At 62.8% G+C, this 14,728-nt stretch carries 15 protein-coding genes; 11 read left to right on the forward strand and 4 right to left on the reverse strand.

Going from position 1 to position 14,728, the window contains the following annotated elements; all coding sequences use genetic code 11:
* From QN219_RS18270 to QN219_RS18280, 3 genes are all read right to left on the reverse strand, one after another.
* Positions 1-1,608, reverse strand: coding sequence for a carboxyl transferase domain-containing protein (locus tag QN219_RS18270; RefSeq protein ID WP_284001233.1), 1,608 nt, complete (start codon positions 1,606-1,608; stop codon positions 1-3).
* Positions 1,609-1,663: 55 nt separating this feature from the next.
* Positions 1,664-2,827, reverse strand: coding sequence for an isovaleryl-CoA dehydrogenase (locus QN219_RS18275; protein ID WP_284001235.1), 1,164 nt, complete (start codon positions 2,825-2,827; stop codon positions 1,664-1,666).
* A 369-nt stretch (positions 2,828-3,196) separates the two neighbouring features.
* Entirely contained in the window at positions 3,197-3,736 is a 540-nt protein-coding gene (locus QN219_RS18280; RefSeq protein WP_284001384.1) for a gluconokinase, read from the reverse strand.
* Positions 3,737-3,922: 186 nt separating this feature from the next.
* Here QN219_RS18280 and QN219_RS18285 point away from each other — a divergent pair, with 186 nt between their 5' ends.
* The 9 genes from QN219_RS18285 to QN219_RS18325 all read left to right on the forward strand — a co-directional run bounded on the left by QN219_RS18285 (position 3,923) and on the right by QN219_RS18325 (position 11,213).
* On the forward strand, positions 3,923-4,375 hold the full coding sequence (locus QN219_RS18285) for an Lrp/AsnC family transcriptional regulator (protein ID WP_284001236.1): 453 nt from the start codon (positions 3,923-3,925) through the stop codon (positions 4,373-4,375).
* 2 nt (positions 4,376-4,377) lie between these two features.
* Positions 4,378-5,001, forward strand: coding sequence for a LysE family transporter (locus QN219_RS18290; RefSeq protein ID WP_284001237.1), 624 nt, complete (start codon positions 4,378-4,380; stop codon positions 4,999-5,001).
* Between the two features lie 146 nt (positions 5,002-5,147).
* The gene (locus QN219_RS18295; protein ID WP_284001238.1) at positions 5,148-6,113 is read left to right on the forward strand and encodes a hypothetical protein; all 966 of its coding nucleotides are present in this window, start codon (positions 5,148-5,150) and stop codon (positions 6,111-6,113) included.
* Positions 6,114-6,272: 159 nt separating this feature from the next.
* Entirely contained in the window at positions 6,273-6,731 is a 459-nt protein-coding gene (locus QN219_RS18300; RefSeq protein ID WP_284001240.1) for a helix-turn-helix transcriptional regulator, read from the forward strand.
* A 30-nt stretch (positions 6,732-6,761) separates the two neighbouring features.
* On the forward strand, positions 6,762-8,627 hold the full coding sequence (locus tag QN219_RS18305; protein ID WP_284001241.1) for an SARP family transcriptional regulator: 1,866 nt from the start codon (positions 6,762-6,764) through the stop codon (positions 8,625-8,627).
* A 35-nt stretch (positions 8,628-8,662) separates the two neighbouring features.
* The gene (locus QN219_RS18310; RefSeq protein ID WP_173512186.1) at positions 8,663-8,881 is read left to right on the forward strand and encodes a hypothetical protein; all 219 of its coding nucleotides are present in this window, start codon (positions 8,663-8,665) and stop codon (positions 8,879-8,881) included.
* A gap of 65 nt (positions 8,882-8,946) precedes the next feature.
* On the forward strand, positions 8,947-10,140 hold the full coding sequence (locus QN219_RS18315) for a YcaO-like family protein (protein ID WP_284001242.1): 1,194 nt from the start codon (positions 8,947-8,949) through the stop codon (positions 10,138-10,140).
* Positions 10,137-10,856 (forward strand): TfuA-like protein, encoded by a 720-nt coding sequence (locus QN219_RS18320; protein WP_284001243.1) that lies wholly within the window; start codon positions 10,137-10,139, stop codon positions 10,854-10,856. The genes QN219_RS18315 and QN219_RS18320 overlap by 4 nt, the downstream gene beginning before the upstream one ends.
* 120 nt (positions 10,857-10,976) lie before the next feature.
* Positions 10,977-11,213, forward strand: a complete 237-nt coding sequence (locus QN219_RS18325) for a hypothetical protein (RefSeq protein ID WP_173512183.1) — start codon at positions 10,977-10,979, stop codon at positions 11,211-11,213.
* A gap of 225 nt (positions 11,214-11,438) precedes the next feature.
* On the opposite strand, the gene QN219_RS18330 is transcribed toward QN219_RS18325, so the two are convergent.
* Positions 11,439-12,395: a S1C family serine protease gene (locus QN219_RS18330; RefSeq protein WP_284001244.1), complete on the reverse strand. Its 957-nt coding sequence runs from the start codon at positions 12,393-12,395 to the stop codon at positions 11,439-11,441.
* 224 nt (positions 12,396-12,619) lie between these two features.
* Between QN219_RS18330 and QN219_RS18335 the strand changes: the two genes are divergently transcribed.
* The gene (locus QN219_RS18335; protein ID WP_284001245.1) at positions 12,620-13,213 is read left to right on the forward strand and encodes an ANTAR domain-containing response regulator; all 594 of its coding nucleotides are present in this window, start codon (positions 12,620-12,622) and stop codon (positions 13,211-13,213) included.
* On the forward strand, positions 13,214-14,434 hold the full coding sequence (locus QN219_RS18340; protein WP_284001246.1) for a CmpA/NrtA family ABC transporter substrate-binding protein: 1,221 nt from the start codon (positions 13,214-13,216) through the stop codon (positions 14,432-14,434).
* The last annotated feature ends 294 nt before the right edge of the window (positions 14,435-14,728 follow it).

Here is a 14,728-nt window from a genome sequence, read left to right on the forward strand (position 1 = left end):
CTACATCCTGAACAATCCGAAGCGTGTGTCCTCGATCGGGGCGTTGAGCGCGGCCGACAGCGACAGCGCGAGCACATCGCGGCTTTTTCGCGGATCGACGACGCCGTCGTCCCATAGCCGCGCCGAGGCATAGAGCGGATGGCTTTGCCGCTCGAAAAGATCGAGCACCGGTTGCCGGAAGCGCGCTTCCTCCTCCTCGCTCCAAGGCGTCCCGGCTCGACGCAAGGCTTCGCCGCGCACGGTCGAGAGCACGCCGGCCGCCTGTTCGCCGCCCATTACCGATATGCGACTGTTCGGCCAGGTCCAGAGGAAGCGCGGTGAAAAGGCCCGCCCGCACATGCCGTAGTTGCCGGCGCCGAACGATCCGCCGACCAGCATGGTGACCTTCGGCACCTTCACCGTCGCCACTGCCGTCACGAGCTTGGCGCCGTGCTTGGCGATGCCCTCGGTTTCATATTTGCGGCCGACCATGAATCCTGTGATGTTCTGCAGAAAAACCAGCGGGATCTTGCGCTGGGCGCAGAGCTCGACGAAATGGCTCCCTTTCAGCGCCGACTCCGAAAACAGCACCCCGTTGTTGGCGACGATGCCGACCGGTATGCCATGAATGTGGGCGAAGCCGCAGATGAGCGTGGTTCCGAAGCGGGCCTTGAATTCGTCGAAACGCGACCCGTCGACGATCCGGGCGATCACCTCGCGAATTTCATAGGGCGTCCTGAGATCGGCGGGCACGATGCCGGCGATTTCCTCCGGATCGTAGAGCGGTGGCTCAGGCGTACGAAGCTCCACCGACGACGGTTTCTCGCGGTTCAATGCCGATACGGCGCGTCGCGCCAGCGCCAGAGCATGGGCGTCGTCACGCGCCAGGTGATCGGCGACGCCCGACAGCCGTGTGTGCACGTCGGCGCCGCCGAGATCCTCGGCCGAGACAACTTCACCGGTCGCCGCGCGCACGAGCGGAGGACCGGCCAGAAAGATCGTGCCCTGCCTCTCGACGATGATCGCCTCGTCGGACATGGCCGGCACATAGGCGCCGCCCGCCGTGCAGGATCCCATGACGACGGCGATCTGGGGAATGCCGGCAGCCGACATGTTCGCCTGGTTGTAGAAGATGCGACCGAAATGCTCGCGGTCGGGAAAAACCTCGTCCTGGTTCGGCAGATTGGCGCCGCCCGAATCAACCAGGTAGACGCAGGGAAGCCGGTTTTCGGCGGCGATCTCCTGCGCTCTCAGATGCTTCTTGACTGTAATCGGGTAATAGGTGCCGCCTTTTACCGTTGGATCGTTGCAGACGATCATGCATTCGCGCCCGGCAACCCGGCCGATGCCGGCGATCAGCCCTGCACCCGGCGCGTCACCATTGTACATGCCATGTGCAGCGGTGGCGCCGACCTCCAGAAAGGGAGTTCCCGGATCGATGATGGAAGCGACCCGGTCGCGCGGCAGCAGCTTCCCGCGGTCGACATGCCGTTCCCGCGCCGCCTCGCCGCCGCCGTTGACGGCGAGCCGCACCGCCTCCTCGATCGGCGCGATGGCGTCCGTCATGGCTGCACGGTTGGTCTTGTAAACGTCGGAGGATGTCGAGATATGCGATCTCAGGATTGTCATGAAGCCCTCAAGGACGGGGTTTGACCTGCACGAGAAGACGGCTGCCGCCGTTCGGCTATTTCGTTTCCGCAAACAGTTCGCGCCCGATCAGCATGCGGCGGATCTCGCTGGTGCCGGCGCCGATCTCGTAGAGCTTGGCGTCGCGCAGCAGGCGGGCGGCCGGATAGTCGTTGGTGTAGCCGTTGCCGCCAAGCGCCTGGATCGCCTCGAGCGCCAATGCGGTCGCCTTTTCCGCCGCATAGAGGATGCAGCCTGCGGCATCCTTGCGCGCGGTTTCGCCCCGATCGCACGCCGCCGCCACGGCATAGACATAGGCGCGCGCCGCGTTCATCGTCACATACATGTCGGCAAGTTTTCCCTGCATCAACTGGAACTCGCCGATCGGTTGGCCGAACTGTTTGCGTTCATGGAGATAGGGGACGACAACATCGAGGCAAGCCGCCATGATCCCGAGCGGGCCTGCCGAAAGCACCACCCGCTCATAGTCAAGGCCGGACATCAGCACGTTGACGCCGCTGCCGACCCCGCCGAGCACGTGTGCTTCCGGCACCTCGCAATCCCTGAAGATGAGCTCTGAGGTGTTAGAGCCGCGCATGCCGAGCTTGTCGAGCTTCTCGCCGGTCGAGAAGCCGGCGAATCCCCTTTCCACGAGAAAGGCGGTGATGCCGCGCGGGCCGGCGGCCGGATCGGTCTTCGCATAGACCACCAGCACATCGGCGTCTGGGCCATTGGTGATCCACATCTTGTTGCCGTTCAGCACGTAACGGTCGCCGCGCTTGTCGGCCCTGAGCGCCATCGCGACCACGTCGGAGCCGGCGCCCGGCTCGGACATGGCGAGCGCGCCGACATGTTCGCCGGAAATCAGCTTCGGCAGATATTTGGCTTTTTGGGCAGGCGTGCCGTTGCGGTTGATCTGGTTGACGCAGAGATTGGAGTGGGCCCCGTAGCTTAAGCCCACCGAGGCGGATGCGCGGCTGATTTCCTCCATGGCGACGCAGTGGGCGAGATAGCCCATGCCGGAACCGCCGTAGGCCTCATCAGCGGTGATGCCGAGCACACCGAGTTCTCCCATTTCCCGCCAGAGCTGCGCCGGAAAGGCATTGTTCCGGTCCGTCGCTTCCGCGAGCGGCGCGATCCGCTCGCTCGCAAATCGGCGTACGCTGTCGCGCAATGCGTCGATGTCATCGCCAAGGGCGAAACTCAGTCCACCTTGATACATGTCTTTTTCTCCTCCGCATGCCCCTGCCGACGAACTCCTCATTGCCTGAAGCACCAGACCCGCCGGGCCCCCGAAGCACGACCGCTACAGCGCCGCATGTCGTTTCAGACGCACAAAGGCCACTGTTGTAATTCTCATCGCTGCATCGTAACGCCCTACGACCATTGCCGCGAACGATAACATCGCGCTTGGCTAATTTCCTTCCAAAGAGCCGGGTAGCCAAGCACGATTTGGAAAAGGGGAAGGGTTACATACGGCAGATCGATGCTTCGATGTCGGCGTGAGCCTCGCTCATCCGGCGGCCGCGATTCGAGGGGTCTTTTGTCTCGACACGAAGCGGAACAGGCATCAACCTATGGGGGCGCGCGATTACCTTTTGCCGAGGGCGGCAAGCGCCTCCTCGACGATCGCATCCAGCGGTTGGTCGATGTCGATCGTCACCGTGCTCGCCTCTCCCGTCGGGTCCTCCAGGGTCGCAAGCTGGGTCTTCAACAAGGACGTTGGCATGAAATGACCGGTGCGATGCTGCATCCGCTCCGCCAATACCGCTTCGGCTCCATGAAGATGGACGAAGGCCAGCCGCTTCGGCGCGCCCTCTCGCAGCTTCTCCCGGTAGCTGAGCTTGAGCGCTGAGCAGGCAACGACGACCGGACCGGGGCTTTCCGCCAGCAAACGGCCGATCGCCTCAAGCCACGGCCAGCGGTCATGGTCCGTCAGCGGAATGCCTTCGGACATCTTCCTGATGTTCTCGGGCGGATGCAGGGCGTCCCCCTCGATGAAGGGATAGCCGTAGGCTTCCGCGATGCGTTCGCCCACGGACGATTTTCCGCTGCCCGACACGCCCATGACGACGATCGAGCCGGGAAATCGGCGCGCCGGCCTGCTGGGTCTGTGCCTGTTTTCGATCATCATCCTGGACCTGCCGTCCCTGTCTGCTGGCGAGAGATTGTGTTCCCGGTCATAGCTCCCTCTCTGCCTGCGGACAAGCGGTGTAGCGCGCGGCGACAAGCGCATGCCGCAGCAGTCACCTCGACGGCTTGGCGCTGAACCGCAAGAACGCTTGAATTTCCCGCCACTTCCGAGTATTTTTCTCTCATGGACGACATCGACAGAAAAATCATTGGAATCCTCGCCTTCGACGCGCGATCATCGCTGACCGACATCGGCGCGACGATCGACCTCTCCCCCTCGGCAGTCAACGAGCGCATCCGCCGCCTCGTCGCCAGTGGCACGATCCGCCGCTTCACGCTCGACGTGGATCATCGCGCCCTCGGTCTCGACGTTCTCGCCTTTGTCTGGATCGCCCTTTCGGCCGATGCCGATGAAACCGAATTCCGCGCATTCATGGCGGCGCACCGGGCTGTCGCCGAGTGCCATCACGTGACGGGCTCATGGTCCTATTGCATCAAGATCCGCATGCCGACGCTCGGCGACATCGAACCGTTTCTCGCGGAACTGAAGGCACGGCGATATCTCGCCCGCAGCGAGACGGTCATCGCACTTTCAACCGTCGCGGATAACCTCTTCACAGAACCGGAGGTCCGATAGACATGTCCGTGCTGCTTTTCGGAAAAGGCCTCCTGCTCGGCCTCGCGATTGCCGCGCCGCTCGGGCCGATCGGCACGCTCTGCATCAGCCGCACGCTTCAGCGCGGCTTTTGGGCCGGCGTCGCCGGCGGCCTCGGAACAGCGCTCGCCGATGCGGCCTACGCGATGCTGGCGGCGGTGGGTTTCGCGGCGTTCGCTGCCGCGTTGTCCGTGATCGCGACACCGCTCAGCCTCGTAGGTGGTCTATTCATGATCTGGCTTGGCTGGCGCGGGCTTGCGCCGAAACCACTTGCCGCAGTCGCTGAAACCGGTGCACGCGATCTCATTCACACGACGACCGCCACCTTCGTCCTGACGATCGCCAACCCGACAACGATCTTGTCCTTCGCCGCCATCTTCGCGGGGCTGGGGCTTTCGGCAGTCGGCGACGGAACAAAAGGCGCGATTGTCGTCGCAGGCGTCTTTCTCGGTTCGCTTGCCTGGTGGTTCTTCTTGAGCGGCGGCATCGCGCTCGCAAAGACGCGGCTGCCGGACGGTTTCGCGACGTGGGTGTCGCGCATTTCCGGGCTTGTGCTCATCGGATTTGGGGTCGCCGCGCTTGCCTCGACGGCAGCCGGGCTTGTCTGATGGCTTCGCGATCACAGCAACCAAAACCGCAGAACCCCTAAAATTGCTGCGTTGCAGCAATGCTCGACGCACGCTAGCTTCCTCATTCCGGCGACCACGGCGGCCTTCCCGCAAGGGAACGTCGTCTCGTGTACGAGAGGACTGAAATGCTCTACTCACGCGCTTCCGGGTCAAAGGATCTCGAGACGATTGCGCGCAGCGGCGGCCGGCTCCGTCGCATGCTGGCGCGGGTGCCCACCTATTGGGCGGACGTGCGGGAGAACCCGGCGTGGCTGCCGATGTTTCTTCTCGCCCGTACGATGCCGGTGCGCAAGGCTCATTGGCTGACAGCAAGGCCGGCTCCTTCGCCAGCGGGCGCGGTACCTTCCATGTTCGACGGCATCGCCACCGGGGCAGTGGTGGCCGCCTTGCGCGAGAAAGGACTTTTCTCTGGCCTGATACTGCCGCCGGCCGTACGAGACGAGATCGCGCGTTTCGCGAACGAGACGCCCTGCTTCGGCAATTTCGATCGGCGGCTCGAGTTTCTCGCGGGCGAACATTCGGCGGCCGAAGAACGCTTCGGTCGCGCGATCCTCAGCGGGCACCATTTCGAGCGAGTCCTGCAATGCGATGCCGCCGTCGCCGTGCAACGCGACCCGCTTCTTCTCGACGTGGCCAATCACTATCTCGGCGGTGAGGCGCAGTTGATCACCACCCGGGTCTGGTGGAGCTTCCCGACGAAATCCGCCTCCGATGCCGACATAAGCCTTGCCTCGTTCAAGTATCACTTCGATCTCGACGATTGGCGCATGCTGAAGTTCTTCTTCTACCTGTCCGATGTCGACGAGAATGCCGGCCCGCACGTCTATGTGCTGGGCAGTCATCGCCGTCGCCGCCTGAAGCACCAACTGACGCTGCTCGTCGGCCATCCGGCAAACGAAGTTCTGGAATTCTACGGTGAGCAGAATGCGATCACCCTGACCGGCCAAGCCGGGCTCGGCTTTGTCGAGGATCCATTCGGGTTCCACATGGGCACGGTTGCAAGGCAGACGCCGCGGCTGATGATGGAAGTCGGGTTCGGCGTATCGAAGCCTTCGCGGCGCCGGTTTCATGGCGAACCGGTCGTCCGGTAATGCGACGGCGCCGGGCAGGCCGCAAACGAAGCCGGCGCGCAACACAATCACAAAATGTGTCTCAGCCGATGGAATCTGGCGCGCACTGATTGCATGGCAGCATTTATTCAAGCAAACTTATACGCATGAGGTTGAACCGTTCCGAGGAGAATCATTGAGATGAACAAGAAGGATCCAAACCCGATTGATACCTTCGTCGGTTCTCGCGTCAGAATGCGCAGATTGATGGTCGGGCTGAGCCAGGAGAAGCTGGCCGATGGCTTGGGCATCACCTTCCAGCAGGTACAGAAGTACGAAAAGGGCACAAACCGCATCGGCGCCAGCCGGTTGCAGGCGATTGCCGATATCCTGGGCGTCCACCCAAGCTTTTTCTTCCAACGCGAAGATGACAAGGCGTCGGCACGAGACGGCGTCAGCGACGTCCATGAATCGAACGAGATTTCTTCCTTCGTGGCTTCGAAGGAGGGTATCGCACTCAACAGGGCCTTCCTGAAGATTGCCGACCCCGTGTTACGGAAGAAGATCATCTCACTCGTCGCAGCCATGGCCCAGGCACCGGATACGGAGTCGGCGAGTGTTGCTTCGGGAGCTCGTCGCACGGAGCCCCTGCACGGCTAGACACTAAAATAGCGTCAGCGAGGGGGCCGCATGACCTACAGGTTGCAGACTCTGGGACGATTGCGCCTCCTTAACGAAGCGGGCCGCGAAGTCGCTTTCCCTGAGAAGGGGCTGCTCATCCTGTGTCTTGCCATTGCCAACGGCCATCGCGAGCAGTCTCGGGCGGACGCGGCGAAGCTGCTCTGGGACGAGGTCGAACCCAGCCAGGCCTATGTCAACCTGCGCAAGACGATTTCCCGCATCGCCGCGCGACAGACGGAACTCGGGCGAACCTTCCTGACCTTTTCGCAATCATCGATCCTGCTCAACCCGGGAACACTGACGAGCGATCTCGACGCCGTGACGGACGAGAGCGGCGATGCCGTCGCTTGCTTCTGTCGTATCGCCATGGCGCTTCGCGACGATTTCCTGAAGGATGTGAGATCGCACGGCAAGGCACTCGACGCCTGGGTCAACCGGCAACGGGAGACACAGATGTCGCGGCTGCGGGAGAGCTTGCTTGCCGCAGCACCCGCTGCGGCGGGCAAACATCGCGAACTTCTCAAGTCAGCGGCAATGCGATTGCTCGAACGCAGTCCCTCCGACGAGGAAGTCCGCAAGGTATTGAAGAGCGCGCTGGAGTCCGAGGGACGGCACCATGATGCGCAATTGATCTTCGACAGCGTCAGCCAATCGGTGCCCATCGTCCGCCAGCCGTCAGCGCCCGTGGAGGTCCTCGTCCGGGACGACCCTCACCAGAAAAAGCCGCCGCGGCTCGTCCTGCTGCCGCCGAACGCGGACCGCACGCACGACGCCGCAGCATTATTTGCGAGCTCCCTCATCGAGGACGTGACGATTGGCCTTTGCGCCCTTCGGTCCGTCAGCGTGATCGCGCCCTACACCGCGGCTCAGATAGGTCTGCAGGCCGACAAGGCGAACACCTACGAACGGCACACCATCAGCTATATCCTCGATACCCGCTTGACGGACGAGGGTGGCCGCCAGAGCCTGTTTGCCCAACTCATCTTCTTCGCAAGCGACGAGGTCATCTGGGCCGACCGGTCCAATCTCGTCGGCGACGGGCTGATGCAGTCGCGCAGGGGCATTGCGCACCGGATCGCATCGGCGATCGCAAGCCAGGTCGAGCGGAACGAAGCCGCGCGCGACGCCTACGAGCGCAACGGAGACTCCTACCGCAGCTTTCTCCTCGGCCAGCGGTATCTCAAGCATCTGAACCTTCCCGAAGTCCGCCGTGCCCGCAAGAGCTTCCGCGAAGCGCTCAGCGGCCAAAGAGACTTTGCCCCCGCCATGAGCGGGCTTGCCCGAAGCTATTTCGTCGAATGGCTGCTGACGGCGCGCGGCGATCGGGAATTGCTGATGCTTGCCGAGAGACATGCGCGCGAGGCCGTGGCCGCAGACGAGACGCTCGCCTCCGGCTATCGGGAGCTCGGCGTCGTCAAGCTCTATCTGCGCGAATTCGACGAGAGCGCCGAATTCCACGACAGGGCGGAAGAGCTCAGCCCGCATTACGCCAATGTCATTGCCAGTTACGCCGATACGCTCGTGCAGGCCTCCCGCCCCGGCGAGGGATTGCAGAAGATCGGGGCGGCGATCGATCTCAATCCGATCGCCCCGGACGAATATTTCTGGACGGCCGCCGGTGCCAGCTACTCTCTTGGCCAATACGAACAGGCTCTCGCCTATATCGACCGGATGCGGGATCGCACCCCGGCCGACCGGCTATCGGCGGCAAGCTGGGGCATGCTCGGCGATCGCAGAAAAGCTCGCCAGTTCGTGCGCAAGACGCTCGAAGTCCATCCGGATTTCGATCTCGACAGATGGATGGCGATCGTGCCCTTCCGCGAGGAATGGCAGAAGGAACATTACCGGGAAGGTTTGATGAAGGCAGGTTTTTGAGGCGCAATTCCGCGCGACAGCAAGAGGGGTAAGTAATGGCTGGAGTTGTTGTTTTCGGCATTGCCGGAGAGGATCATTTGTGGCTTGCGGATCTCAAGGCGGGGACCGTCACCAGGATCGATCCGCCCAAGCAGGGCGCGCTGGCCGACGCCGATGCCTTGCGTAAGTCCGGCTCCACGGTCGTCAAAACCGTCAATCTTGCAGCTGCGGCAAGTACCGCCGACGCCGTCTTCGGGGGTTTCATGGACGGCTGACCGCCGGCCATGCGCGCGACGGGCGGCAGACCAAAGGGACTGCCGCCCAGGCGTCCTTCAAAGCCATGTCCGACTCAATCCGCTATTCCGATCGGATCTGCACCGCCGAAACCACCTTCGGCCGGATCGAGCCTCTTTTGCCGGAGTTCGGCATCACGCGGCTTGCGCGCCTGACCGGACTGGATTGCATCGGCATACCGGTCTGGAATGCCGTCTCTCCGAATTCGAAGTCACTGGTCATCAATCAGGGCAAGGGCATAACGGATATCGACGCCAAGGTTTCGGCCGCCATGGAGGCGCTCGAACGCGCCGTCGCATGTGCGCCGGGTGTATCGGCAAGAGTTGCAAGCCGTAGAGAACTGTTGGCCGAAGGAGACGAGGCCCTGGCTCTGCCAGGGCTGATCGCCAGCGCGCAGCCCGACCTTGGCGATGACGAGCCCATCCGCTGGATCCTCGGCCGCAACCTTGACGGGGGGGCCGCAACATGGGTTCCGCTGGAAGCGAGCCTGCTCGACAGAACGCTGGAGAACTGCCGCTACTGGCAATCGTCCGATGGACTTGCCTCCGGCAATACGGAAACGGAGGCGGCGCTGCATGGGCTCCTCGAGCGGATCGAGCGTGACGCGGACGTCCTTTGGCGCCTTTCGCCGTTGCCCGCGCGGCTTCGAGGTTGCGTCGCGCCGCAGTCGCTCGGCGATCCGGTGCTCGACGCCATGGCCGGGAAGATCGCCGCGGCCAATCTCGAGCTGCGCCTGGTCGACATCACCAGCGACATCGGCATACCGTGCTTCACCGCCGTGGTTGCCGGAAAAGACATCCTTACGGCGAAGGCGCCGCTTTTCCACCATGTCACTGTCGGGCACGGGGCGCATCCGAATGCACCGCGGGCGGCCATCCGTGCCGTGACCGAAGCAGCCCAATCGAGGCTTACCTATATCAGCGGCGCGCGTGACGACGTCTATCCGGAAACGTTCGTTCGACCACTACCGGAGCAGACGCGAAGGCTGTTCGGGGCTGCGCCTCGCGAAACGACGCCGGTATGGGCCTTTCAAGCAGGAGGACCGGATGCGCTCCTGTCCTTCGTCTTGCAGCGGCTCCGGGAGGTTGGCGTCGGTCCGGTCGTCTCCGTGCCGCTGCTTGGCAATGGCCAGCCATTTTCTGTGGTCAAAATCTTCGTTCCGGACCTGGAGAACCCGGAGGGCGACCGCAAGCGTCGCTTCGGCACCCGGGCGCTGTCCTGGGCACTGGAGGTGGCATGAAGGTCGTGTTTGTGGGTCCGACCGTCCCCGATGCACACGAAATGGCCGGCACGGACTTCGCGGTCCTTCCGCCTGCTATACAGGGGGATATGCTTCGTGTCGTCCGAGGTGGCGCAACGGTCATCGGCCTCGTCGACGGCAACTTCGAACATGTCGCACCGGTCTGGCACAAAGAGATACTGTTCGCCCTTTCGCAGGGCGTGCAGGTCTTTGGGGCTGCGAGCATGGGTGCCCTGCGCGCGGCCGAATGTGCGTCCTTCGGAATGATCGGGGTCGGAGAAATATATCGCCGGTATACCGCAGGAGAGTTGGCGGACGACTCGGATGTGGCCCTGCTTCACGCCCCCGCCGAGCTCGGCTACGCGCCCCTGACGATCCCACTTGTTAACGTGCACGCGACGCTGGCCCGCCTGCGGCAGAGCGGCTTGATTACCGCCGGAGATGCAGCGCGGATCGAGGCGGCAGCCGGGCAAATATTCTACAAACGGCGTACATGGGCGGCCATCGTCGCCGACGCGGACCTTCAAACGGACGGCGATCGCGCCGCTCTATCGGCCAGGTTGCATCAGGGATTGGTCGATCAGAAGCGTGTTGATGCGCTTGAGCTTTTCGAAATGGTCAGGGCTCAACCGGACGAACTCCGCGGCGGAAGGCCGAACTGGGCGTTCAATTCGACGAGTATGTGGAAGGTCTTGCTTAATCAACCTCAGACGTAGGAATGCCCGCATTTCCCATTCAGCGTGTGTCACGCTCGTGTCACGCCCACAGCGGCAAAGTCACGCTATATTTGTGCACGAGAGCGGGTCGCAGTGACCCGGAATGCACTGGGGGCAGTCATGCAGCAAGCCATTACGCTATCCATCGACGTAGAAGACAAGGAGAAGGAACTCCTCGCCCTTGCCCGGCTCGTCAGCTACGCGCGGGACACCGCCAAGACGTTGAACGTCGAAGGCGTGCAATATTGCCTGGAATTGGCCCTGGCCTCCCTGCTCCAGGAAGTCGAATACATCGCCGACAAGAACGTCCTACCAACGGTCGACCTGATGGCACTGGGCAGCCTGGGCCGCTGCTAAGCCGTTTCGGGGAACGGTTTTCCGTCCGGAACAGCGTCGTTTCAAGAGGGGGCACTGCGTGTGGAGCGGTTTCCATCGGGGTACCGCTCCGCCGCTTCACCGTTGGCAAGTCGGCCTACAGCGCCGCGCGTCTAATTGGACGCGCAAAGGTCGCTGTAGAGCTTTGGATTTCCGCATGATTTTGTCCTTAAATCGATTTCGACCTAAGGACAAGCAGTAGGCAGCTCATGAACGCGCGACCGGCGCCAGCGTCCTCGTTTCGATCTTGCCCGCCACTGAGAAGATCAGGAATTCGGTCGCCTGACCGATCCTGCTGCCGTCCATCAGCCTCACGACGTCGTCAACGCCGCTGACGGGCTTGCCGTCGATCGCCAGGACGTAGTCGCCTTCCCGAAGGCCACCGCGCTCGGCTGGCCCGCCGGGTTCCAACCGTCTCAGCCGAACCGATGTCGTCTGGTCGGTCCCCGCCGCCAGGGCGATCCTGCGCGGCAGCTCAATCGTATCGCCGGCGATGCCGATGAACGCCCGCCTGACATGGCCGTATCTGAGTATCTCGGAAATCACGAAATTTGCCGTGTTCGAGGCGACCGCGAAGGCAATGCTCTGCGCTCCCTGGATCACGGCCGTGTTGACCCCGATCACTTCGCCGCTCGAGGAGACCAACGGCCCTCCCGAATTTCCAGGGTTGAGGGCGGCGTCGGTCTGGATCACGTCGTCCATCAGCCGCCCGCTTGCCGCCCGCATCGTGCGTCCGAGCGCCGAGACGATGCCGGCGGTGACGGTCCATTCGAAACCTAACGGATTGCCGATGGCAATGGCGATGTGCCCGCGCCGCAGCCGTTTCGAATCCCCCAGGCGCGCCCAGGCTCCGACGCCCGAGTTCGCCCGGATGAGCGCGATGTCGGTGTCGACATCGCGACCGAGCACGCGACCTTCCGTCACGAACTCGTCTGGCGTCGTGATGCGGACGGCCTTGGAATCCCCGACGACGTGATTGTTCGTCACGATCAGCCCGTCGGAAGAGATGGCGAAGCCCGAGCCGTGACCGGCCCTGCCACCCACTCGCTCGATGCGGCTGACCGCAGGGCCGACCACGTCGACCGCCCCGGCAATTGCATGCGAATAGGCGTCCGTCAGCGCGCCGTCATCGACGGGCGCTATTTCCTTGTCCATGAAACCCATGATCTGATCCTCAAGCAGCAGTGACCATCGCCGCCCACCAAAGGAGCGAAAGAATTGGCACGCTGTGTTCAAAATAGATGGAGGGGCGTGCAGAGCGGTTCAAGCCTCGGCCGTTCCGAGTGATGCCGAGCTCGCTTGCGCCTTAAATTCATGCAACCTGCGGAAGCGCAAATTTTTTAGGCAGGTATGTTGCGAAATTTGCTGCACTGCATCATGATCGCCGCATGATTCATCGCGACCTGACCATTCTCGTGATTGACGAGAACGCCATCCGTGCCTCGATCATCGAGGCGGGACTGCGCGATGCCGGCCACAGCCGCGTAAGCGTCGTGCACGACGTCCATGGTGTCGGGCGCGTGATCGAACGGTTGCAGCCGGACGTGATCGTCATCGATCTCGAAAATCCCAATCGCGATTTGCTGGAGAGCATGTTCCAGCTCTCTCGCTCGGTTAAGCGCCCGATTGCCATGTTCGTCGATCGATCCGACAGCCGCATGATCGAAGCGGCGATCGATGCCGGCGTCTCGGCTTATGTCGTCGACGGGCTGCGGCAGGAACGTGTGAAGCCGATCCTCGACATGGCGATCAGCCGTTTCAACGCCTTTTCGCGCATGGAACGCGAATTGGCGGACGCGCGAAGCGAGCTTGCAGATCGCAAGGTAATCGATCGCGCCAAGGGCATCTTGATGAAGTCGCGCGGCATCGGCGAACAGGAGGCCTACAAACTCCTGCGCACGACCGCGATGAACCAAAACCGAAAAATAGCCGAAATCGCACAAAGCCTCGTACTGGCGGCGGGATTGCTGGAGGACCTTTGAATGGCTGCCACTGCCGACGTCACTCTTGGCTTCATGCCGCTGTTCGACAGCGCGGTGCTGGTCGCGGCCATCGAGAAGGGCTTCGTCGGAGACGAGGGCCTGTCGGTGCATCTGGTTCGCGAAACGTCCTGGGCCAATATTCGCGACCGGATCGCCGTCGGCCATTTCCAGGCGGCCCACATGTTGGCGCCAATGCCAATTGCATCCAATCTCGGCCTGACGCCGCTGTCGCTGGAACTCGTGGCACCCCTTGCGCTCGGACTTGGCGGCAATGCGGTGACGGTCTCGCAGGACCTTTGGAGGCGCATGACTGCCGAGAACGCCGGCCCCGGCACTGACCCGAGCGCCAATGGCGCAGCACTCAGGCGCATCGTCGAACGCCGCCGCGCCTCGGGCGAGCCGCCGCTTCGTTTTGCCGTTGTGCACCCTTTCTCCGGCCATAACTACGAACTGCGCTACTGGCTCGCCGGCTGCGGCATCGACCCGGAGAAGCACGTCGAGATCGTCGTGGTTCCACCGCCGCTGATGGCGGATGCGCTCTCGACCGGGGCGATCGACGGCTTCTGCGTCGGCGAACCGTGGAACAGCGTTGCGGTCGCAAGCCATGCCGGGCGTATTGCCACCACCAAAGCATCGATCTGGCGGCTGAGCCCGGAAAAGGTGCTCGGCGTTTCGGCCCGGTTCGCCTCGGAAAACCGCCCGGCGCTGGACGCCCTGCTGCGCGCACTCTACCGAAGCTCGATGTGGTGCGGCGAAAGCGCAAATCACGAAGAACTCGCGGCACTGATGAGCACCCCTGCCTATCTTGATCTGCCGCGCGAGAGGCTGATGCCGATCCTTACGGGCCGACTGACGCTTGGCGGCGGCGCGACCGGCTATATTCCGGAGTTCTTTGTCCCGCACGCCAAGGGCGCCACCTTTCCCTGGCAGAGCCATGCCCTCTGGTTCTACAGCCAGATGGTGCGCTGGGGACACACGCCCCATTCAGCGGCACTGGCCGAGCGCGCGCGTGATACCTACCGGCCCGACATCTACCGCCAGGCGCTGAGGCCGATCGCCGCACCGATGCCTGGCGCCAACATGAAGGTCGAGGGCGCCCTGACCGTCGCGGCGCCGGTCGGCGCTTCGGAAAAAGGACTCGTTCTGGGCCCTGACGGCTTTTTCGATGGCCGGATCTTCGACCCGGACCGGCTCGACGACTATGTCGCGAGCCAGCGCTGAACCCGCCTCCCGCCACTGCTCGATAATTGTGCACTGCGCAAAATTTATTCAAGGAACAGCTTAAGGGCCACTCACCAGTGGATCAGCGCTTTGGGTACATCCCTGAAAAACCGAAGAAATCGGCGTAGCTGCGAACTGGCACGGATCCTGCATTGACGAAAGCGTAGGGCCATAGGGTCCGCTCGAAATAATCAGCGTCCAATGAAGGGCGCAGAAGGCAAGGCTGCCAAACCGGGAACGCGCTCTGAACGAGGCAGAGCGTCGGATTCGGTTTTGGCAGCCTTTTTCTTTTGT

It is taken from the genome of Sinorhizobium sp. 8-89 (assembly GCF_030124325.1).
Classification (GTDB): domain Bacteria; phylum Pseudomonadota; class Alphaproteobacteria; order Rhizobiales; family Rhizobiaceae; genus Sinorhizobium.

Coding starts and splice junctions, on each gene's coding strand:
- QN219_RS18270 (WP_284001233.1), bottom strand. CDS start 1,608: ATGACAATCCTGAGATCGCATATCTCGACATCCTCCGACGTTTACAAG.
- QN219_RS18275 (WP_284001235.1), bottom strand. CDS start 2,827: ATGTATCAAGGTGGACTGAGTTTCGCCCTTGGCGATGACATCGACGCA.
- QN219_RS18280 (WP_284001384.1), bottom strand. CDS start 3,736: ATGATCGAAAACAGGCACAGACCCAGCAGGCCGGCGCGCCGATTTCCC.
- QN219_RS18285 (WP_284001236.1), top strand. CDS start 3,923: ATGGACGACATCGACAGAAAAATCATTGGAATCCTCGCCTTCGACGCG.
- QN219_RS18290 (WP_284001237.1), top strand. CDS start 4,378: ATGTCCGTGCTGCTTTTCGGAAAAGGCCTCCTGCTCGGCCTCGCGATT.
- QN219_RS18295 (WP_284001238.1), top strand. CDS start 5,148: ATGCTCTACTCACGCGCTTCCGGGTCAAAGGATCTCGAGACGATTGCG.
- QN219_RS18300 (WP_284001240.1), top strand. CDS start 6,273: ATGAACAAGAAGGATCCAAACCCGATTGATACCTTCGTCGGTTCTCGC.
- QN219_RS18305 (WP_284001241.1), top strand. CDS start 6,762: ATGACCTACAGGTTGCAGACTCTGGGACGATTGCGCCTCCTTAACGAA.
- QN219_RS18310 (WP_173512186.1), top strand. CDS start 8,663: ATGGCTGGAGTTGTTGTTTTCGGCATTGCCGGAGAGGATCATTTGTGG.
- QN219_RS18315 (WP_284001242.1), top strand. CDS start 8,947: ATGTCCGACTCAATCCGCTATTCCGATCGGATCTGCACCGCCGAAACC.
- QN219_RS18320 (WP_284001243.1), top strand. CDS start 10,137: ATGAAGGTCGTGTTTGTGGGTCCGACCGTCCCCGATGCACACGAAATG.
- QN219_RS18325 (WP_173512183.1), top strand. CDS start 10,977: ATGCAGCAAGCCATTACGCTATCCATCGACGTAGAAGACAAGGAGAAG.
- QN219_RS18330 (WP_284001244.1), bottom strand. CDS start 12,395: ATGGGTTTCATGGACAAGGAAATAGCGCCCGTCGATGACGGCGCGCTG.
- QN219_RS18335 (WP_284001245.1), top strand. CDS start 12,620: ATGATTCATCGCGACCTGACCATTCTCGTGATTGACGAGAACGCCATC.
- QN219_RS18340 (WP_284001246.1), top strand. CDS start 13,214: ATGGCTGCCACTGCCGACGTCACTCTTGGCTTCATGCCGCTGTTCGAC.